Origin of the sequence: Aeromonas allosaccharophila, assembly GCF_000819685.1 — a bacterium.
In the GTDB taxonomy this organism is placed as follows: Bacteria; Pseudomonadota; Gammaproteobacteria; order Enterobacterales; family Aeromonadaceae; genus Aeromonas; species Aeromonas allosaccharophila.
On the sequence record NZ_CDBR01000055.1, the window covers coordinates 15,793 to 31,830 of the forward strand.

The following is a 16,038-nucleotide window of genomic DNA, read 5'->3' on the forward strand; positions in this document are numbered from 1 at the left end:
GGCGAACGTGAGTGTACTGGTGCTGGTGGCCCCCGGGTCGGAAGAGATAGAGACGGTCGCCATTGTCGATACCCTGGTGCGTGCCAGCATCGAGGTGGTGCTGGCTTCTTGCTGCCCCGCCGGATCCCGGCAGGTGAAAGCGTCGCGGGGGGTACAGCTGGTGGCCGATTGTCATATCGACGAGCTGACCCGTCGGGACTTTGAAGCCATCGTGGTACCCGGCGGTCTGCCCGGCAGTGAAGTGATCCGCGATACCCCGCTGGCCATCGATCTGCTCAAAGAGCAGGCCGCTCTTGGTCGCTGGCGTGCTGCCATCTGCGCCGCCCCCGTGGTGGTGTTGCAACATCATGGCCTGCTGGAGGGTGCCATCGTCACCTGTCATCCTGGCTTTCAGTCCCAACTACCGACATTGCAGCTGTCACATGAGCGGGTAGTCAGGGATGAGGCTCATCGCCTTATCACCAGTCAGGGGCCGGGCAGTGCCATCGAGTTTGCGCTCGAACTGGTCCGGGTGCTGCGCGGGGATGAGGTGGCGACCGCCGTGGCTGGCCCTATGGTGCTGCCTTGAGCGCACGCTGCTGCTGAATCAAGCTAGCCATGGGTTGAAAAACGGGCCCCGATCATCTTGATCGGGGCCCGTTTGTTATCTGCCGTTGTCAGTCACGCCATATTGTAAGGCTCAGTAGTCGTACTGTGAGCACTGTTTTTTGTTGTACTCAGTTTTCCAGCGTGCCAACTCCTGTTCCGTACCCAGTTTGTCCCCTTTCTTGATGGCCTGTTCCAGTATCTCAATCCGGTCGTACAACCAGCGGCACTCTGCCGTCGGGTTGTTCTTGCCGATGCCGGTCAGCGGCAGCAACCCGAGTCCCAGCCAAAGATATTTCATCCCGAACGCTCCTTGTCATTGTGGTGGTAAAGGTCTCCTTGGAGTCTATGATTCTAGCTCCAATGAGAGAGATAGAGCTGCGGTTATCCTTGGGGTAAGATGATGCTATGTCTGTTTATTTATACAGTGGTATGCGCAAAATCATCCATATCGACATGGACTGCTTTTTTGCCGCGGTGGAAATGCGGGACAACCCGGCGCTGCGGGAGGTGCCGCTCGCCATCGGTGGGGCCTCAGAGCGGCGCGGCGTCATCTCGACCTGCAACTATGTGGCGCGCCGGTTCGGGGTGCGCTCCGCCATGCCGAGTGCCCTGGCGAAAAAGCTCTGCTCGCCGCTGGTACTGATCCCGGGGCGGATGGCGGTGTACAAGGATATCTCCCGTCAGCTCCGGGCCATTTTTCTGCGCTATACCGATCAGGTTGAACCGCTGTCGCTGGATGAGGCCTATCTCGACGTGACCCACAGTCGCTGTTGTGGCGGCAGCGCCACCCTGATGGCGCAAGAGATCAGGCAAGCCATCGTCACCGAACTGGGATTGACCGCTTCGGCGGGTGTAGCGCCCAACAAGTTTCTCGCCAAGATCGCCTCGGAGCAGCGCAAACCCGATGGTCTGTTTGTCATTCGCCCTGACGAGGTGGCCGAGTTTGTCTGCCAGTTGCCCCTTGGCAAACTGCCCGGGGTGGGCCGCAAGACCGCCGAGCGGCTGGAGGCGCAGGGGCTCTACACCTGCGAGGATGCGCGAACCTTGTCGGCACAAGAGCTGTGCAGTCGTTTTGGCAAGCTGGGGGAGATGCTGACGACCCGGATCTGGGGGCTGGATGAGCAGCCGGTGCAGGCGCAGCGGATCCGCAAAACCATCGGGGTGGAGACTACCCTGGCGAGCGATCTCTGTGACGAAGCCGCCTGCCTGACGGTATTGCAACAACTGTTGCCGGAGCTGGAGCGGCGATTCCAGCTGGCGTGCCCTGCCGGGCAGGTGATGGGTCAGGGAATCAAGCTCAAGTTTGCCGATTTCCATCAGACCACCGTTTATCGCAGTCAGGGTGGTTATCAGCCAGCCTTGTTTGCCCCGCTGCTCAAGGAGGGATTGCAACGGGCGCAGGGGCGTTCGGTACGTCTGCTAGGGCTGGTGGTGGGTCTGCCAAAAGAGGGGGAAGTTAACCAGCTATCGCTGGATTTGCTGTGAGAGAGTTAAGTTTTTGTTTATAAAGTCGATACTCTACCCATATCTGCATGAAGTAGGAATATTGGCATGAATGCTCTTTCTGTCCAGGGTCGGATTACCCTGATCACCGGTTGCTGTCTGCTGCTCACCGCCGCCGCTCTGGTTGCCTCCTCGATTTACAACGCGAACAAGATGCAAACGCAGGTGCGACAAGCCACCCTGCACGAGGCGCAGCAGTCAGCCGAAAACTGGATGAAGGCGATGGGCTCGGAGCAGGCGGCCAAGGTGACCAGCTATCTCGATGAAGCCTATTTTCGTGCCAGCTTGCTGGCCGAGAGCGTACTGTTTCAGCGCAAGAATGGGGCCGAGAACTTTGTCCCGTCAGAGGCGCTGCGCAGCGCCATCAATCAGCAACTGCACGATGCTGCCGCCTCATCGACCAATCTGCTCGGCGTCTATACGGTGTTCGAGCCTGACCAGCTGGATGGGGAAGACAGTAACTATGAGGGCTCGACCGCGCTCGGCGCCAACGACAAGGGGCGCTTCTCCAGTTATTGGGCGTATGACAACGGCAAGTTGGTGCCCGAGGTGCAGAATGAAGATGTGCTTGCTGACGACAGCCCGACCGAGGCCGGTGGTGTTGAAAACGAGTGGTATCGCTGCAGCATTCGCACCCAGGCACTCTGCCTGCTGGAACCCTATCTGGACGATGTCGGCGACAAGAAAGTCTTGATTACCTCAGTCTCAGTGCCTTTGCTGGAGCAGGGAACATTACTGGGGGTAGCTGGCGTCGATATCTCCCTGACGACCTTGCAGGATCTGGTCTCTACCATGGACAAGGAGCTCTATGACGGCAAAGGCAGAATATTGCTGGTCAGTCATGAGGGGCGCGTGGCGGGAGCCGATGAGTTTGATGTGACCTTGGGGCGGGAGCTGGACCAGAAGTATCAGGGGCTGGCCACCGAGCTGAAAGGCTGGCTCAATCAGGGTCAGGAACAGACGCGCTGGAGCCGCGATGGCGCCCTGTTGCAGAGCTTTGTGCCGGTCTCCATGCGTGGTACCGATCGTAAATGGGGCATCTACATTGAATTACCGCGGGCCGTAGTGCTGGCCTCGGCCCAGCAACTGCAGGATGATCTGGCCAGTGAGGCCAATCGCAGCGTGGTTTCGCAACTCTCTATCGGAGTGCTGATCTCGCTGGTGGCCCTGAGCTTTATCTGGTGGATGGCGCGCCAGATCGTGGCGCCCATTCGCGCCGTGGTTGCTCGCCTCAAGGATATCGCCAGCGGCGAGGGGGATTTGACCCAGCGCATCGAGATCCAGCGGCAAGACGAGATTGGCGAGCTGGCCAAGTGGTTCAACAGCTTCCTCAACAAGCTGCAATCGACCATCAGCCAGGTGATTGATACCGTTGCCGGCACCCGCAACAGTGCCGAGCGGGCGGCGCAGGTGGCCGAGCGCACCAGCAGCGGCATGCAGGCCCAGTATCAGGAGATCGATCTGGTGGCGACGGCATTTGAAGAGCTGAGCGCCACGGCAATGCAGGTCTCCGGCAATGCCAGCTCGGCGGTGGCGGCCGCCAACACCACCGATGCCGCGGCGCAAGAGGGCAAATATGTGGTGGCTGACACCCAGGAGGCGATGCGCAAGCTGATGACCATCATCAACGATGCCCAGCCGGTGGTGGAGCGGCTCTCGGCCAACAGTGGCAACATCAATGACATTCTCACCGTTATTCAGGGGATTGCCGAGCAGACCAACTTGCTGGCGCTGAACGCGGCCATTGAAGCGGCGCGAGCCGGTGAGCAGGGGCGTGGCTTTGCCGTGGTGGCCGATGAGGTGCGCAATCTGGCCGGTCGTACCCAGAATGCCATCGTCGAGATCCAGACACTGATCAGCCAGCTGCAGTCCGGTACTAGCGCTGTGGTCAAGGCGATCCGCGATGGTCATGGCCAGGCTGACGAGACGCTCGCCAAGGTAGATCTCTCGGTGCAGGTGCTGGAGCAGATCATCCAGTCGGTCTCCACCATCCATCAGATGAACGAGCAGATTGCCCGTGCCGCACAGGAGCAGAGCCGGGTGGCGGACGAGATCAACCGTAACGTCAGCAACATTCGCGATGTGAGCCACACCATTCGGGCCGAAGCGGCGACCTCTGCCGAAAATGGTCGCGAGCTCTCCGCTCTCGCTGACAAACAGCAGCAACTGGTGGGGCAGTTCAAGGTATAGCGGGATCAAAAAAGGCGCCATCCAGCTGGAGGCGCCAAACACATTCAGATGACAGACTGGGTCAAATCGAGAAGATTTGAGCCCCTCTTCCCGCAGAGGAAGAAACACAACACCACAATCACAGTCGAAAGACTCACGAAAAACACATGTAAACCAACATGTAGTAGAAAATGTGAGCCATATGACGACTGATTGCTGGGCGAATTATGTTTATTCACTGGTCGACCCGCAACCGACAAATTATAATGCGCCCCATTAGAAAAACTCATCGTCGGCTGGTGTCATGTCTCGTCGTTTACCTCCGCTCAATGCCCTCAAGGCGTTTGAAGCAGCGGCTCGTCACTTAAGCTTTACCCGCGCAGCAGAAGAGTTGTTTGTGACTCAGGCTGCCATCAGTCACCAGATCAAGGCGCTGGAGGAGTATCTTGGCATCAAGCTGTTCCGCCGTAAAAACCGCTCCTTGTTGCTGACCGAAGAGGGGCAAGGCTATTTCCTGGATATCAAGGATATCTTTGCCTCCATCTCTGAGGCGACCGACAAGCTGCTGGCCCGCAGTGCCAAGGGGGCGTTGACCGTCAGTCTGCAGCCGAGTTTTGCCATCCAGTGGCTGGTGCCGCGCTTGGTCAAGTTCAGCGAGCGCCACCCTGACATCGATGTGCGTATCAAGGCGGTCGATCTTGACGAAGGGTCGCTCACCGACGACGTGGATGTGGCCATCTATTACGGGCGCGGCAACTGGCCGGGTCTGCGTTGTGACAAGTTGCATACCGAATACCTGATCCCGGTCTGTTCCCCCTTGCTGTTGACCGGGCCCAAACCGCTGCGTACGCCGCAAGATTTGACTCTTCATACCCTGTTGCACGATACCTCCCGTCGCGACTGGAAGGCCTGGTTCCGTCAGCTCGATATTGACGCCCCCAACGTCAATCAGGGGCCCATCTTCAGTCACTCCACCATGGTGATCCAGGCGGCGATCCACGGCCAGGGGGTGGCGCTTGGTCACAGCGTGCTGGCGCAACCCGAGATTGAGGCCGGCCGCCTGATCTGCCCGTTCGAGCAGGTGCTGGTGAGCAAAAATGCCTTTTATCTGGTGTGCCAGGAGCAACAGTCGGATCAGGGCAAGATCGTTGCCTTCCGCGACTGGATGCTGGAGCTGGTTGAGCAGGAAGAGGCGCGTCGCAGGGCAAGGCTTGCCGATGCCTGAGGTGATCCGCGAGGGGGCAGTTGATGCCCCCGTTCGCATTTTGCTGGCCCACGGTGCGGGCGCCGGGATGGAACACGCCTTTCTTGCCGAGTTGTCACGGCTGCTGGCTGGCCCCGACATCGAAGTGGTGCGCTTCAACTTTCCCTACATGACCAGGCGGGCAGAGGATGGCAAGCGCCGCCCGCCGGACAGAGCGCCGGTGTTGCTCGCCCATTGGCATGAAATGATCCGCGAGTTTGCCCATCCACGGCTGTTTCTGGCGGGCAAGTCGATGGGCGGGCGGATGGCGGCGGAACTGTATAGTGAAGGCGAGGGTGAGATGAATGCTGCAGGATTGCTCATTCTCGGGTATCCTTTCCACCCTCCGGCCAAGCCCGACAGTTGGCGAGGCGAGGTACTCAAGCATATTGCAGTGCCAACCCTGCTGTTGCAGGGGGAGCGCGACACCTTCGGTAGTCGCGCCGAACTGGCCGATTTCCCCTTCTCACCCACCGTATCGGTCCATTGGTTGACCGATGGTGATCATGGTTTCAAACCGCGTAAAGCCAGTGGTGTGAGTGAGCAGGAGAATATGCAGCATGCGGCGGCGGCCATCTGCCATTTTATCGCCCGGCACGGATAGCACGAGAGGGTTGGCCTTATGGCCAGCCGTGATGAGAGAGGGAGAGTGAGGATGCAGATCCATCGACATTGGCTGATACTGGCCGGTCTCTTCGGGTTGACGGCTACCATGCTGGGGGCGTATGGCGCCCATGGATTGGCGGCGACCGGTATTACGCCCGAGCGTCTTGCGGCGTTCAATACCGCCGTGCAGTATCAGTTTTTTCACGCATTGGCCCTGCTGGTTCTGGGCTGGTGTGGTGTGCGCAGCAAGGTGATCCACCTGGCTGGCACCGCCTTTGTGCTGGGGATCATCGGATTCTCCGGCAGTATTTACGCCATGGTGCTGCTTGGCAGCAAGGGGCTGGGGCTGATTACCCCGGCCGGTGGCCTCTGTTTTATGTTGGGATGGGCGGTTTTGATTTGGGCCGGCTGTCGTCTTGGAGGAAAAAATGAATAATCTGCTGCTTTATTGCCGCCCCGGTTTTGAGAAAGAGGCGGCTGCAGAGATCACCGAGCGTGCCGGTAACATGCAGTGCTACGGTTTCGCCCGGGTCAAGGACGACAGCGGTTATGTGATCTTCGAACTGTATGACGAGGAGCAGGCGGACCTGCTGGCTCGCAAGCTGCCGTTCCGGGAGCTCATCTTCATCCGTCAGATGCTGGTGGTGACCCATGAGCTGAAGGCGCTGGATGTCGCAGACAGGATCACCCCCATCATCGAGGCGGTTCGCGAATACACCATTTGCGGCGATCTGCGAGTCGAGACTGCGGATACCAACGAAGCGAAAGAGTTGTCGGCCTTCTGCCGCAAGTTCACCGTGCCGCTTCGTCAGGCGCTGCGCAGCAACGAGATCCTGACCAAGAAGGAGACGCCGAACCGTCCGGTGTTCCACGCCTTCTTCATGGCCAATGATCACGTGTTGCTGGGTTACTCCTACTCGTTCAACAACTCCGGATTCCACATGGGGATCCCGCGTCTGCGCTTCCCGGCCGATGCGCCGAGCCGCTCCAGCCTCAAGCTGGAAGAGGCGTTTTACGTGTTCGTGCCGCGGGAAGAGTGGGATATGCGTCTCTGCTCCGGCCTGAAGGCGGTGGATCTGGGCGCCTGCCCGGGCGGTTGGACCTATCAGCTGGTGCGTCGTGGCATGATGGTGACGGCGGTCGACAACGGCATGATGGCCCAATCCCTGATGGATACCGGTCAGGTCAAGCATATCCGGGATGACGGTTTCGTCTGGCGTCCGAGCAAGAAGAACACCTACTGGCTGGTGTGCGACATGGTCGATAAACCGGCGCGGGTCGTTCACATGATTGCGGACTGGTTCCGTGAGGGCGACTGTCAGGAGGCGATGTTCAACCTCAAGCTGCCGATGAAGAAGCGGTATGCCGAATCGGTGCACAATATCGAGGTGTTGCGCGAGATGCTCAAGGAGATCGACAACGCGTTCGTGATCCAGGCCAAGCAGCTCTATCACGATCGTGAAGAGATCACCGTGCATGTTTACAACAAGTACTGGGTCTCCAAACTCGAGCCCAAGGCGTGATGTAGGCGTTCAGCTCGTACGATAAATACCAAGGCCGACAGGGAAACCTGTCGGTCTTTTGCTATCCGGCTGCCGGAAAATATCAGAAACGGTAATCGAGGCGCAGGGAAGATTCGTCGTCGGTCACCTTGATCTCGATCTGCAGCGGGATGGTTTTGTCGACCGGATTGAACTGCATTTTTATCCCGTCTCCTCTCAGCCTGACGGCGGTGTTCATGCCGCCAGCCTTGAACTTGACCTTGGGTCTGAAGCGTTCGACCGACAGACTGACGCTCTTCTCCGGGGTCAGATTGAGCTGCGGGTAGGAGGTTATCTTTTGATTACCAAAGTTGTCGGTGGAGACTTCAATACCAAACGACAGGGGTTTGGGCGCCTTGAGCAGGTCGTTGGTATCCAGGCTCGAGCGCCATACCTCGGTGGCAGTCCGTTTTTCCTGCTGCGGCAGTTTGGCGGTTTGGGTTGATTGAGCCTGTTCGAAGGCACTGGCAGTGCCACACACCAGCAGTAGACCCGAAACCAGATAGCACCCGTATCCCTTCATGAAAAACACTCCCTGTTCTTCTTCTCTATTGAACATAGTTGCTGTTCGGGGAGTGGCAAAGGATTCGGAAATATAAAAAAGGGAGCCGAGGCTCCCTTTTAAAATCAATGAATTAACTCACAGTCGATCGATGATCGCCTGGGTGAATTCACTGGTGGAGGCGCTGCCGCCCAGATCGCGGGTGACCCGATCACCGGATTCGATGGTAGCTCGTACTGCCTCGCGGATCCGCTCTGCTTTATCTTGCATGCCGAGGTACTCCAGCATCTGGATGGAGGCGAGGATCACCGAGGTCGGGTTGGCAATGTTCTTGCCTGCGATGTCGGGCGCAGAGCCATGGACCGCCTCGAAAATGGCGGCGCCATCGCCGATGTTGGCACCAGGCGCCATGCCCAGCCCGCCGACCAGACCGGCGCAGAGATCCGAGAGAATGTCGCCGAACAGGTTGGTGGTGACCATCACATCGAAACGCTCCGGATACATCACCAGATTCATGCAGGCGGCATCGACGATCATCTCTTCGCTCTGGATATCCGGGTAGTGGCTGGCGATTTCACGGGCCACTTCGAGGAACAGGCCGGAGGTCGACTTGAGGATGTTGGCCTTGTGGATGATGGTGACCTTCTTGCGCCCTTCCTGACGAGCCAGCTCGAAGGCAAACTTGACGATGCGCTCTGCCCCTTCGCGGGTGATGATGCTCATCGCCTCGGCGCTCTTGTTGTCATCGCTGCGCTTCTGACCGGCACCCGAGTACATCCCTTCGGTATTTTCACGCACCGTGATGATGTCGATGTTGTCGTAACGGCTCTTGGTACCTTTGAAGGAGATGACCGGACGCACGTTGGCGTAGAGATTGAATTTCTTGCGCAGGGAGACGTTGATGGAGGTAAAACCACCGCCGACCGGCGTGGTCAATGGCCCTTTCAGGCTCACCTTGTTCTTCTCAATCAGATCCAGGGTAGCCTGGGGCAGCAGCTCGCCATGCTTCTCGAGGGCAACCAGACCCGCATCAGCATATTCGTATTCGAAATCGCAGCCCGCATGGGTCAGGATCTGGATGGCTGATTCAATGATGCTGGGGCCGATGCCGTCGCCGGGGATCACGGTAATTTTTCTTTTGGACATGAGAGGGTTCCACTTCCAGGGTATAGGGGAGGATGGGGCTGCTTTATAGCATTTACTCAGCAAACCAACCACATTCCTTTACATTCTACTCACTTTCATCAACAGCGAGGGTGAGTCTCGTCATGGTTCGCACCCTTGCCTGCATTTTTGTTCGGTCATTTAGTCCGGCTGGGGCGGGTAGCGGATGTCCCGCAGGTTGAATCCCAGCACAATATCCCGCTGCAAGCGTACCAGCCGTTGGGCCAGCAGGGCTTCATCCTGATGCTGGCGCAGCTTGAGCAATGGCTTGGCGGCATCCTCTTGCTGGCAGGCCTCGAGCATGGCCGCCAGATTGCCATATTGCTGCAACAGCTGGGTAGCGGTCTTGGGGCCGATCCCCGGAACCCCCTTGATATTGGAGCCGCTGATACCGGTCAGGGCCCAGAAGTCGACCAGCTGAGCGGGCGTTACCCCATATTGCTGCTGGACGAAGGCGGCATCCAGCCAACGTTTGTTGAAGTAGTCGCGTACCCGGATCTGCGGGCAGATCAGTTGGCAGAACCCCTTGTCGGTGGAGATGATGGTTGCCTGATGGCCGTGGCTGGCGATGCCGCAGGCGAGAGTGGCGATGAGATCATCTGCCTCGTCGGTCTCGGAGAGCAGGGCATCGACACCGCACTCCCAGAAAGCATCCTGCAGGGTTGCCAGCCCTTCACGCAGCTCGGGGGGCATGGGCGTGCGCCCCTCCTTGTAGGCTGGATAGACCTCTTTGCGCCAGCTATGCACCTCGCCATCAAACACGGCAATGACATGGGTCGGCTCGCTATTGGCCAGCAGCTTGCGGCAGGTATTGATGAGGTTGGCGCGGGTAGCGACCAGCGCCTGGGCAGGGGTCAGTGCCTGCTGGGCTTGTACCGCATGCAGACGGCGAATGAGGTTGAGGGCATCGATGATGAGCAGGTGTGGCCGGATAGTTGACATGGGGCACTCTTGGCGGTCGGGACGCCCCATTGTAACAAACCACTCGCCTGATGGGGGATTGATGGTATTCGGGAAGGCATAGAGCCAATAAAGAGGGGCGCCAATGCGCCCCCTCTGTCGATGATGTGGTTGTCTGTACCCTAGCGAACGATTTCGTAGCAGGGCACATATTGGCTGCCCGGCAGCTTCATCCGCTGTTGCTTGACGAAGCTCTCCAGCAGCTTGTCCATCAGGTGCATCAGCTCCTTGTCGCCGTGCAACTTGAAGGGGCCTTTCTTCTCGATGGCGCGAATGCCCCCTTCCTTGACGTTGCCAGCGACGATGCCGGAGAAGGCACGGCGCAGGTTGGCAGCCAGCAGTTGCGGCGGTTGATTGCGGTGCAGATCCAGACTGGCCATGTTGGCGTGATCCGGCTCGAACGGGAGTTGGAACTCCGGTTCAATCTTGAGGGACCAGTTGAAGGAGTAAGCATCGCCGACCGATTTGCGATATTCGCGAATTTTCGGCATCGCCTCTTTCATCACCCGGGCTACTTCCGGCGCATCGCCGACGATGATCCGGTAGAGCCGGGTAGCAGGCTCGCCCAGGGTCGCCTTGATGAAGTCGTCGATGGCACGGAAGTAGTCGGCGCTCTCTTTCGGGCCGGTCAGAATGATCGGCATCGGCTGGCGTTCGTTGGCCGGGTTCATCATGATGCCAAGCAGATAGAGCAGCTCTTCGGCGGTGCCGACCCCGCCCGGGAAGATGATGATGCCGTGGCCCAGTCGCACGAAGGCTTCCAGTCGCTTCTCGATATCCGGCAGGATCACCAGCTCGTTGACGATGGGGTTGGGCGGTTCGGCTGCAATGATGGAAGGCTCCGTGAGGCCGATGTAGCGTCCGTTGCGTACCCGCTGTTTGGCATGGCCGACGGCGGCACCTTTCATCGGGCCTTCCATGGCGCCCGGGCCGCAACCGGTACAGATGTTCAGCTCTCGCAGGCCCAGTTCGCTGCCCACGGCGCGGGTGTACTGGTACTCGATCGCATTGATGGAGTGGCCACCCCAGCAGACGATCAGGTTGGGATCGGCGCCCGGCAGGATCACCTTGGCGTTGCGCAGGATGGCGAACACCACGTTGGAGATATGGGTGGAGTTGGTCAGATTGACCTGGCGGTTGGACTCGAGCTGATTGGAGACATAGAGAATGTCGCGCAGCACCGAGAAGAGGTGCTCCTGAATGCCGCGAATGATCTCGCCATCGACAAAGGCGTGCTCGGGGGCATTGAACAGTTCCAGCTTGACCCCGCGCTCGCGCCGGATCACATGAATATCGAACGACTTGAAGCGCTCCAGGATCTCCTTGGAGCTGTCGGTATGGCTACCGGAGTTGAGCACTGCCAGCGAGCAGTTGCGAAACAGTTGATAGATATCGCTGGAGGCAGTCTGCTTGAGGCGATCCACCTCAAGCTGTGACAGCAAATCCATGCTGCCGACGGGATTGATGTGCGTAATCATAGGTTCCCCTTTACTCACTTGTTATCGTTGTGTTTTTCCCTGGGGAGAAAAGGGGACGCCATGTAGCATCCCCTGAGATCGATAGTAGTGGTAACAGAGGGGGGAGGGAAATAGGGTGACGACTGTTCGCTGTTTTTTTAGCCGGTTGTCAGGCCAGTGTCACTTGATCCCGACCGGTGTTCTTGGCGTGGTAGAGCGCCTTATCCGCCCGCTCGAACACATCGGACGGGTTATCCCCATCCTTGAACAGGGTGGCGCCGATGGAGATGGTGATCTCCACCTTGGCATCGCGAAAACGGAACGGGATGCTCTTGATGGTCTGGCGCAGGGTCTCCAGCGGCTTCTGGAACTTGTCCGGGTTGATGTTGGGCAGCAACACCACGAACTCTTCCCCGCCGAAACGGGCGATGAAGTCAGTGTCACGCAGGGCACTTTGCAGCGCCTTGGCGACCACTTTCAGCGCCTTGTCACCCGCCATATGGCCGTAGTTGTCATTGATGTTCTTGAAGTGATCGATGTCGATGATCGCCATGCAGAGCGGAGTGCGGTAGCGCAGCCAACGTTTGTACTCCTGCTCCAGCCGTTCATCGAGGGCGGCCCGGTTGTGTACCTGGGTCAGGCTGTCGAGGAACAGCTTGTGCTTCTGAATGGTCAGCCGCTTCTTGTACTCGGCGGTCTCCTCCTTCATCAACCGCAGCTTGGACTCCATGGTGGAGAGGCGGGTGAGCAGGTGACGCTCTCGCGCCGCCGTGCTCTCGCGCTCTTGCAGCAGCAGGTTGATGGCGCCCATGTGGCCTGAGATAGTCCGCTTGAGCGCATCGAGGGAGTTATGGCTGGCCAGGGATTGATCGATGGCCTGCAGCTCGTTAACCAGCGCCTCGCGGGTCTCTCTGGTTTCGTTTTGCAGCGCGCGCCCCTCGTCGAGGGATTCGGTAAACCCGACATGCACCGCGGACAGGCTCTCGTTGAGGGAGCTGAGGAAGGCGCGGGAGGCTTTGCGCTCCTCACGGGTGCCTTCGATGATGAGCTCAATCACCTGCAGGCAGGTTTCCGCCAGCAGGGCAGGGTTGATCCCGATCAGCAACTGGCGGCGAATGTCGCCCAGACTCTCGCCGATGGCACCGGCAAAGTCGAGTTCGGTGATAAGCCGCTGCAGCTCGTCGGCGATGCGGGCGTGATCCTTGAGATCAAACGGGTCGAGATCGGGCTGGCCATCGTGGCTGGTGGGGGCGTTTTCTTGCTGAGCTGCGCCTGCCGGTGCCAGCAGGGGCTGGCTGGGCAGCAGTTGGATCTTGATCGCCTGCTGGTAGAACTCTAGCAGTTTGATCACCTTCTTTTGCTGATCGGCAATGCCGTAACCGGCGGGACTGGCCAGAAACTCCTTGAGGGATTTGCGGGTCTCTTCCGGGAAGCCCTTGATGGTTTTCAACTGTCTGGAGCCAAGATCGATGGCGGTCTGGGTCAGGGTGATCGACTCTTCCAGCGCATTGCTGTGTTGCTGCAACAGTTTTTCGATGGCCTGCAGATCCTCATCCAGCGCGGTAAAGGCCGGATTGTTATCAAGTTTCTGCTTGAGTTTGGCGAATCGATTGTCCAGCTCGCGGTCGAAGCCACGGCAGGAGAGCATCAACTTGTTGATAAACTGGATGCCGCGGGCACGCTCTGCATCGGAGAACGAGAGAACGCCGTCGAGTTCCAGCTGTTTTTGCTGAAGGGATTCCCTGAGCCTGGCCAATTGTCCTGCTACGGCAGCGATGTCATTCATTATCAGGTCGCCCTGTTGTCATTATTGTTTTTGGTGTTGGATAGCAACAGTGGTCGAACTTGGTTTCGATCCTCGCCTGTTATCTACATTGCCTGGTGGTTATCGACAGCCGGCTTCCTTGCAAGGCTGGGCCAATTAACCCATTGCTTTTCATGAGAAGAATTGACTTTTACCAGCCCCTTGTCAATTGCCATCAAGCCGCATTGCCACACATCCCCATTAAAAAATGCGGCCTGTTGGCAATCGATGGCGGCGAGCTCCAACCAGACGTTTTGCTGGCATTTTTCACTGAGCTGAATGGCTCCCGACAGGGCGAGGTAGCAGAGGTCAAACAGGCCATTGTGATCGAGTGCGGTGGCCGCTTTGGGCAGGAAGGGGTGACTGACAATCCCGAGGCTGATCCGGCGATCCAGCGGATAGCTGCAAGGGAAGGCGGCGATGGCCGTCAGCAGGTCTCCCGCCAGTTGATGCAGGTTGGTGACGTGGCGCTGTGGCACCACATAGAGCATGTGCCCTTCACGCAAGTCATAGATGCGGCCATCTTGCGGAGTCAGGGTATCCATATAGGCACCGAAGGCCTGCTCGATCTCGCTGCTGGCCTGATAGCCATGGCGTTCCAGCGTGTTGACCAGGAAGGGCACCCGGAACAGCAGATAGTGCAGCTTGTCATCAAACTCGCTGGCGTGTTGTTCACTGAGATACCAGCGATCCGATTTCAGCTGGCGTTTTGCCATCTCCCGCGGCCAGCGGTTCATCAGCCGCTGCCAGTTGGCCAGCCCCGAGCGTGGCTCGATCAGCAGGGCCTCACCGGTTCGTTTCAGTTGCAGGCGAGCGGTGCGCAACTTGAGCCAGAGGGTGAAGAAGAGGTAGATAAAGAGCGCCAGCAGCAGGCTGGTGGTGATGCTCGACCAGAGATAGCGCTCCTGCTGGTGCTGGCTGTTGCTCAGGCGCTGTTCCAGCTCCTTGATATGCTGCACCCGTTCGACCTGGACATAGTTGTCGCGGATTGCGGCCTGCTCCATGGCCAGCTCCTGCTGGCGCACCTCTTCGCCAAGGCGGTGGAAGCGCTTGTAGCTGTCGAGGGCCTGGCGCAGATATCCCTTCTGCTCATAGGCGAGGGAGAGCAGGCGGAAGACCTCGTATTGACGGCGGGTATCGCCGAGCTGGTTGGCCAGCGCGCGGGCGTTCTCCAACTGCAGAATGGCGATGGCGGCCTCCTGTTTCTTCAGATAGAGCTCGCCGAGCAGCAGCAGGGTATCGATCAGCGGCTCTTTGGCATCGCTCAGCTCGTGGGACTGACGGGCCGCATTGAGGTAATTGCTGGCCAGCGACAGGTTGCCGCTTTGCAGGTAGGTCTTGCCGATTTCGTACTTGAGCAGGGAGGCCTGCGGCCGGTTGCTCCCCTCATCGAGCAGGTCCAATGCATTGAAGAAGTAGACCAGCGCCATATTGAGGTCGCCCTGCTCGCGGTTGAGCCGCGCCAGCACCATCAGGGAGTCGCACAGCAGGGAGGGGTTGCCGATGGAGTGGAAGTAGTTGGCTGCCTCATTGGCATACTGCAGCGCTTTCTGGGGCTCCTGTTCCTGCTGGTAGAGTTTGACTATCTGGTTCGACAGCAGGCCGAGAAATAGCGGGTCGTTGAGACTTTTGGCCTGTTGCTGGGCATCGATATATTCCCCCAGCGCCAGCTGTGGCTGCTGCAGCGCGCGATAAAGATCGCCGCTGATGGCGCTGACCCAGGCACTGGCGAGGGGATTGGGGGTCTTGGCTGCCCAGATCCGCGCGTCTGCCAGATGGGCTTTGGCATCATCGAAGTGCTGGTTCTCGATGTCGTAGCTGGTGCGTTGCAGGCGGCCATAGATCTGCAACTGGCTCTGCTTGAGAGCGGGAACGGCCAACTGCTCGTCCAGCTGAGCCATCAGGGCGCGGCTGGTGCTCTGGTTATCCGGTTTAAGGGCCTGACTGCGGATCTTGAGATAGAGGCCGTGGGCCTTGAGTTCCGGTTGCCGCTCTTTGTCGGCCAGCGCCATCGCCTTGTCGAGCGCTTGCTGGGTGGCCTGATATTGGCCAAGTTGCAGCAGACACTCCCCTTTGAGCAGATGGGCACCTATGGTCTGGGCCACCGTGCTGTAACTCAGGATCGGTTCGCGATAACCGAACTCCTGGCGATTACTGATGATTTGCTGGGGATTATTGGCTGCGCGCGCCAGGAAGGCGGTGGTGATCTGGACACATCTGGCAGGATCGGCCAGGACCATCGATTGCGCTTGTTGCAGATCGATAGAGAGTTGCTCCTTGTCCAGATCCAGATTCGGAGCTGACAGGGAGGACATCATCATGGCCAGAAAAAACAGTTGATTCATTGGATTAAGGACGGCGCAGAGGTGTTGGCATGTTATCCAAGCCCCCCCCTGCGAGTCCAGCGTTTACTGTGGTTTGCAGGTGGCCAGCAAGTGGGGTTCGTCTGGAGTTTATTATCCAGCGCCCTCATTCTTGCCATATAAAGCATCGATCGAAAC

General features: G+C 58.6%; 14 protein-coding genes. 7 read left to right on the forward strand and 7 right to left on the reverse strand.

Annotated elements, in window-relative coordinates; translation table 11 throughout:
• Positions 1-7 precede the first annotated feature (7 nt).
• Positions 8-568, forward strand: a complete 561-nt coding sequence (locus BN1115_RS11060; protein ID WP_042657202.1) for a DJ-1 family glyoxalase III — start codon at positions 8-10, stop codon at positions 566-568.
• 111 nt (positions 569-679) lie between these two features.
• Here BN1115_RS11060 and BN1115_RS11065 read toward each other — a convergent pair whose 3' ends face one another.
• Complete coding sequence (locus BN1115_RS11065; RefSeq protein ID WP_042657203.1) at positions 680-886, reverse strand: hypothetical protein; 207 nt, start codon at positions 884-886, stop codon at positions 680-682.
• 131 nt (positions 887-1,017) lie between these two features.
• Here BN1115_RS11065 and dinB point away from each other — a divergent pair, with 131 nt between their 5' ends.
• From dinB to rlmM, 6 genes are all read left to right on the forward strand, one after another.
• Positions 1,018-2,073, forward strand: coding sequence for a DNA polymerase IV (gene dinB / locus BN1115_RS11070; protein ID WP_042657204.1), 1,056 nt, complete (start codon positions 1,018-1,020; stop codon positions 2,071-2,073).
• A gap of 66 nt (positions 2,074-2,139) precedes the next feature.
• The gene (locus BN1115_RS11075) at positions 2,140-4,281 is read left to right on the forward strand and encodes a methyl-accepting chemotaxis protein (RefSeq protein WP_042657205.1); all 2,142 of its coding nucleotides are present in this window, start codon (positions 2,140-2,142) and stop codon (positions 4,279-4,281) included.
• 283 nt (positions 4,282-4,564) lie between these two features.
• Complete coding sequence (locus tag BN1115_RS11080; RefSeq protein ID WP_042058376.1) at positions 4,565-5,485, forward strand: transcriptional regulator GcvA; 921 nt, start codon at positions 4,565-4,567, stop codon at positions 5,483-5,485.
• Positions 5,478-6,107: an alpha/beta family hydrolase gene (locus BN1115_RS11085; protein ID WP_042657206.1), complete on the forward strand. Its 630-nt coding sequence runs from the start codon at positions 5,478-5,480 to the stop codon at positions 6,105-6,107. The genes BN1115_RS11080 and BN1115_RS11085 overlap by 8 nt, the downstream gene beginning before the upstream one ends.
• Before the next feature lie 51 nt (positions 6,108-6,158).
• Positions 6,159-6,545 carry a DUF423 domain-containing protein gene (locus tag BN1115_RS11090; RefSeq protein ID WP_042657207.1) on the forward strand — a complete coding sequence of 129 codons (387 nt, stop codon included), beginning with the start codon at positions 6,159-6,161 and terminating at the stop codon, positions 6,543-6,545.
• Positions 6,538-7,632 carry a 23S rRNA (cytidine(2498)-2'-O)-methyltransferase RlmM gene (rlmM, locus tag BN1115_RS11095; protein ID WP_042058383.1) on the forward strand — a complete coding sequence of 365 codons (1,095 nt, stop codon included), beginning with the start codon at positions 6,538-6,540 and terminating at the stop codon, positions 7,630-7,632. Before BN1115_RS11090 ends, rlmM begins: the two co-directional genes overlap by 8 nt.
• Positions 7,633-7,714: 82 nt before the next feature.
• On the opposite strand, the gene BN1115_RS11100 is transcribed toward rlmM, so the two are convergent.
• The 6 genes from BN1115_RS11100 to BN1115_RS11125 all read right to left on the reverse strand — a co-directional run bounded on the left by BN1115_RS11100 (position 7,715) and on the right by BN1115_RS11125 (position 15,882).
• Positions 7,715-8,173, reverse strand: a complete 459-nt coding sequence (locus BN1115_RS11100) for a hypothetical protein (RefSeq protein ID WP_042058386.1) — start codon at positions 8,171-8,173, stop codon at positions 7,715-7,717.
• A 117-nt stretch (positions 8,174-8,290) separates the two neighbouring features.
• On the reverse strand, positions 8,291-9,298 hold the full coding sequence (locus tag BN1115_RS11105; protein ID WP_042058388.1) for an isocitrate dehydrogenase: 1,008 nt from the start codon (positions 9,296-9,298) through the stop codon (positions 8,291-8,293).
• 159 nt (positions 9,299-9,457) lie between these two features.
• Positions 9,458-10,258 (reverse strand): flap endonuclease Xni, encoded by an 801-nt coding sequence (xni, locus tag BN1115_RS11110; protein WP_042657208.1) that lies wholly within the window; start codon positions 10,256-10,258, stop codon positions 9,458-9,460.
• A gap of 140 nt (positions 10,259-10,398) precedes the next feature.
• Positions 10,399-11,754: a nucleotide 5'-monophosphate nucleosidase PpnN gene (gene ppnN, locus BN1115_RS11115; protein WP_042657209.1), complete on the reverse strand. Its 1,356-nt coding sequence runs from the start codon at positions 11,752-11,754 to the stop codon at positions 10,399-10,401.
• Positions 11,755-11,902: 148 nt separating this feature from the next.
• Positions 11,903-13,519, reverse strand: coding sequence for a GGDEF domain-containing protein (locus tag BN1115_RS11120; protein WP_042657210.1), 1,617 nt, complete (start codon positions 13,517-13,519; stop codon positions 11,903-11,905).
• Between the two features lie 83 nt (positions 13,520-13,602).
• Complete coding sequence (locus BN1115_RS11125) at positions 13,603-15,882, reverse strand: tetratricopeptide repeat protein (RefSeq protein WP_042657211.1); 2,280 nt, start codon at positions 15,880-15,882, stop codon at positions 13,603-13,605.
• Positions 15,883-16,038: the final 156 nt, after the last annotated feature.

What these genes read in the sequence shown, in the direction of transcription:
- BN1115_RS11080 (WP_042058376.1), top strand. Translation starts at nt 4,565, where the DNA reads ATGTCTCGTCGTTTACCTCCGCTCAATGCCCTCAAGGCGTTTGAAGCA.
- BN1115_RS11100 (WP_042058386.1), bottom strand. Translation starts at nt 8,173, where the DNA reads ATGAAGGGATACGGGTGCTATCTGGTTTCGGGTCTACTGCTGGTGTGT.
- rlmM (WP_042058383.1), top strand. Translation starts at nt 6,538, where the DNA reads ATGAATAATCTGCTGCTTTATTGCCGCCCCGGTTTTGAGAAAGAGGCG.
- BN1115_RS11120 (WP_042657210.1), bottom strand. Translation starts at nt 13,519, where the DNA reads ATGAATGACATCGCTGCCGTAGCAGGACAATTGGCCAGGCTCAGGGAA.
- ppnN (WP_042657209.1), bottom strand. Translation starts at nt 11,754, where the DNA reads ATGATTACGCACATCAATCCCGTCGGCAGCATGGATTTGCTGTCACAG.
- BN1115_RS11105 (WP_042058388.1), bottom strand. Translation starts at nt 9,298, where the DNA reads ATGTCCAAAAGAAAAATTACCGTGATCCCCGGCGACGGCATCGGCCCC.
- BN1115_RS11065 (WP_042657203.1), bottom strand. Translation starts at nt 886, where the DNA reads ATGAAATATCTTTGGCTGGGACTCGGGTTGCTGCCGCTGACCGGCATC.
- BN1115_RS11075 (WP_042657205.1), top strand. Translation starts at nt 2,140, where the DNA reads ATGAATGCTCTTTCTGTCCAGGGTCGGATTACCCTGATCACCGGTTGC.
- BN1115_RS11085 (WP_042657206.1), top strand. Translation starts at nt 5,478, where the DNA reads ATGCCTGAGGTGATCCGCGAGGGGGCAGTTGATGCCCCCGTTCGCATT.
- dinB (WP_042657204.1), top strand. Translation starts at nt 1,018, where the DNA reads ATGCGCAAAATCATCCATATCGACATGGACTGCTTTTTTGCCGCGGTG.
- BN1115_RS11125 (WP_042657211.1), bottom strand. Translation starts at nt 15,882, where the DNA reads ATGAATCAACTGTTTTTTCTGGCCATGATGATGTCCTCCCTGTCAGCT.
- xni (WP_042657208.1), bottom strand. Translation starts at nt 10,258, where the DNA reads ATGTCAACTATCCGGCCACACCTGCTCATCATCGATGCCCTCAACCTC.
- BN1115_RS11090 (WP_042657207.1), top strand. Translation starts at nt 6,159, where the DNA reads ATGCAGATCCATCGACATTGGCTGATACTGGCCGGTCTCTTCGGGTTG.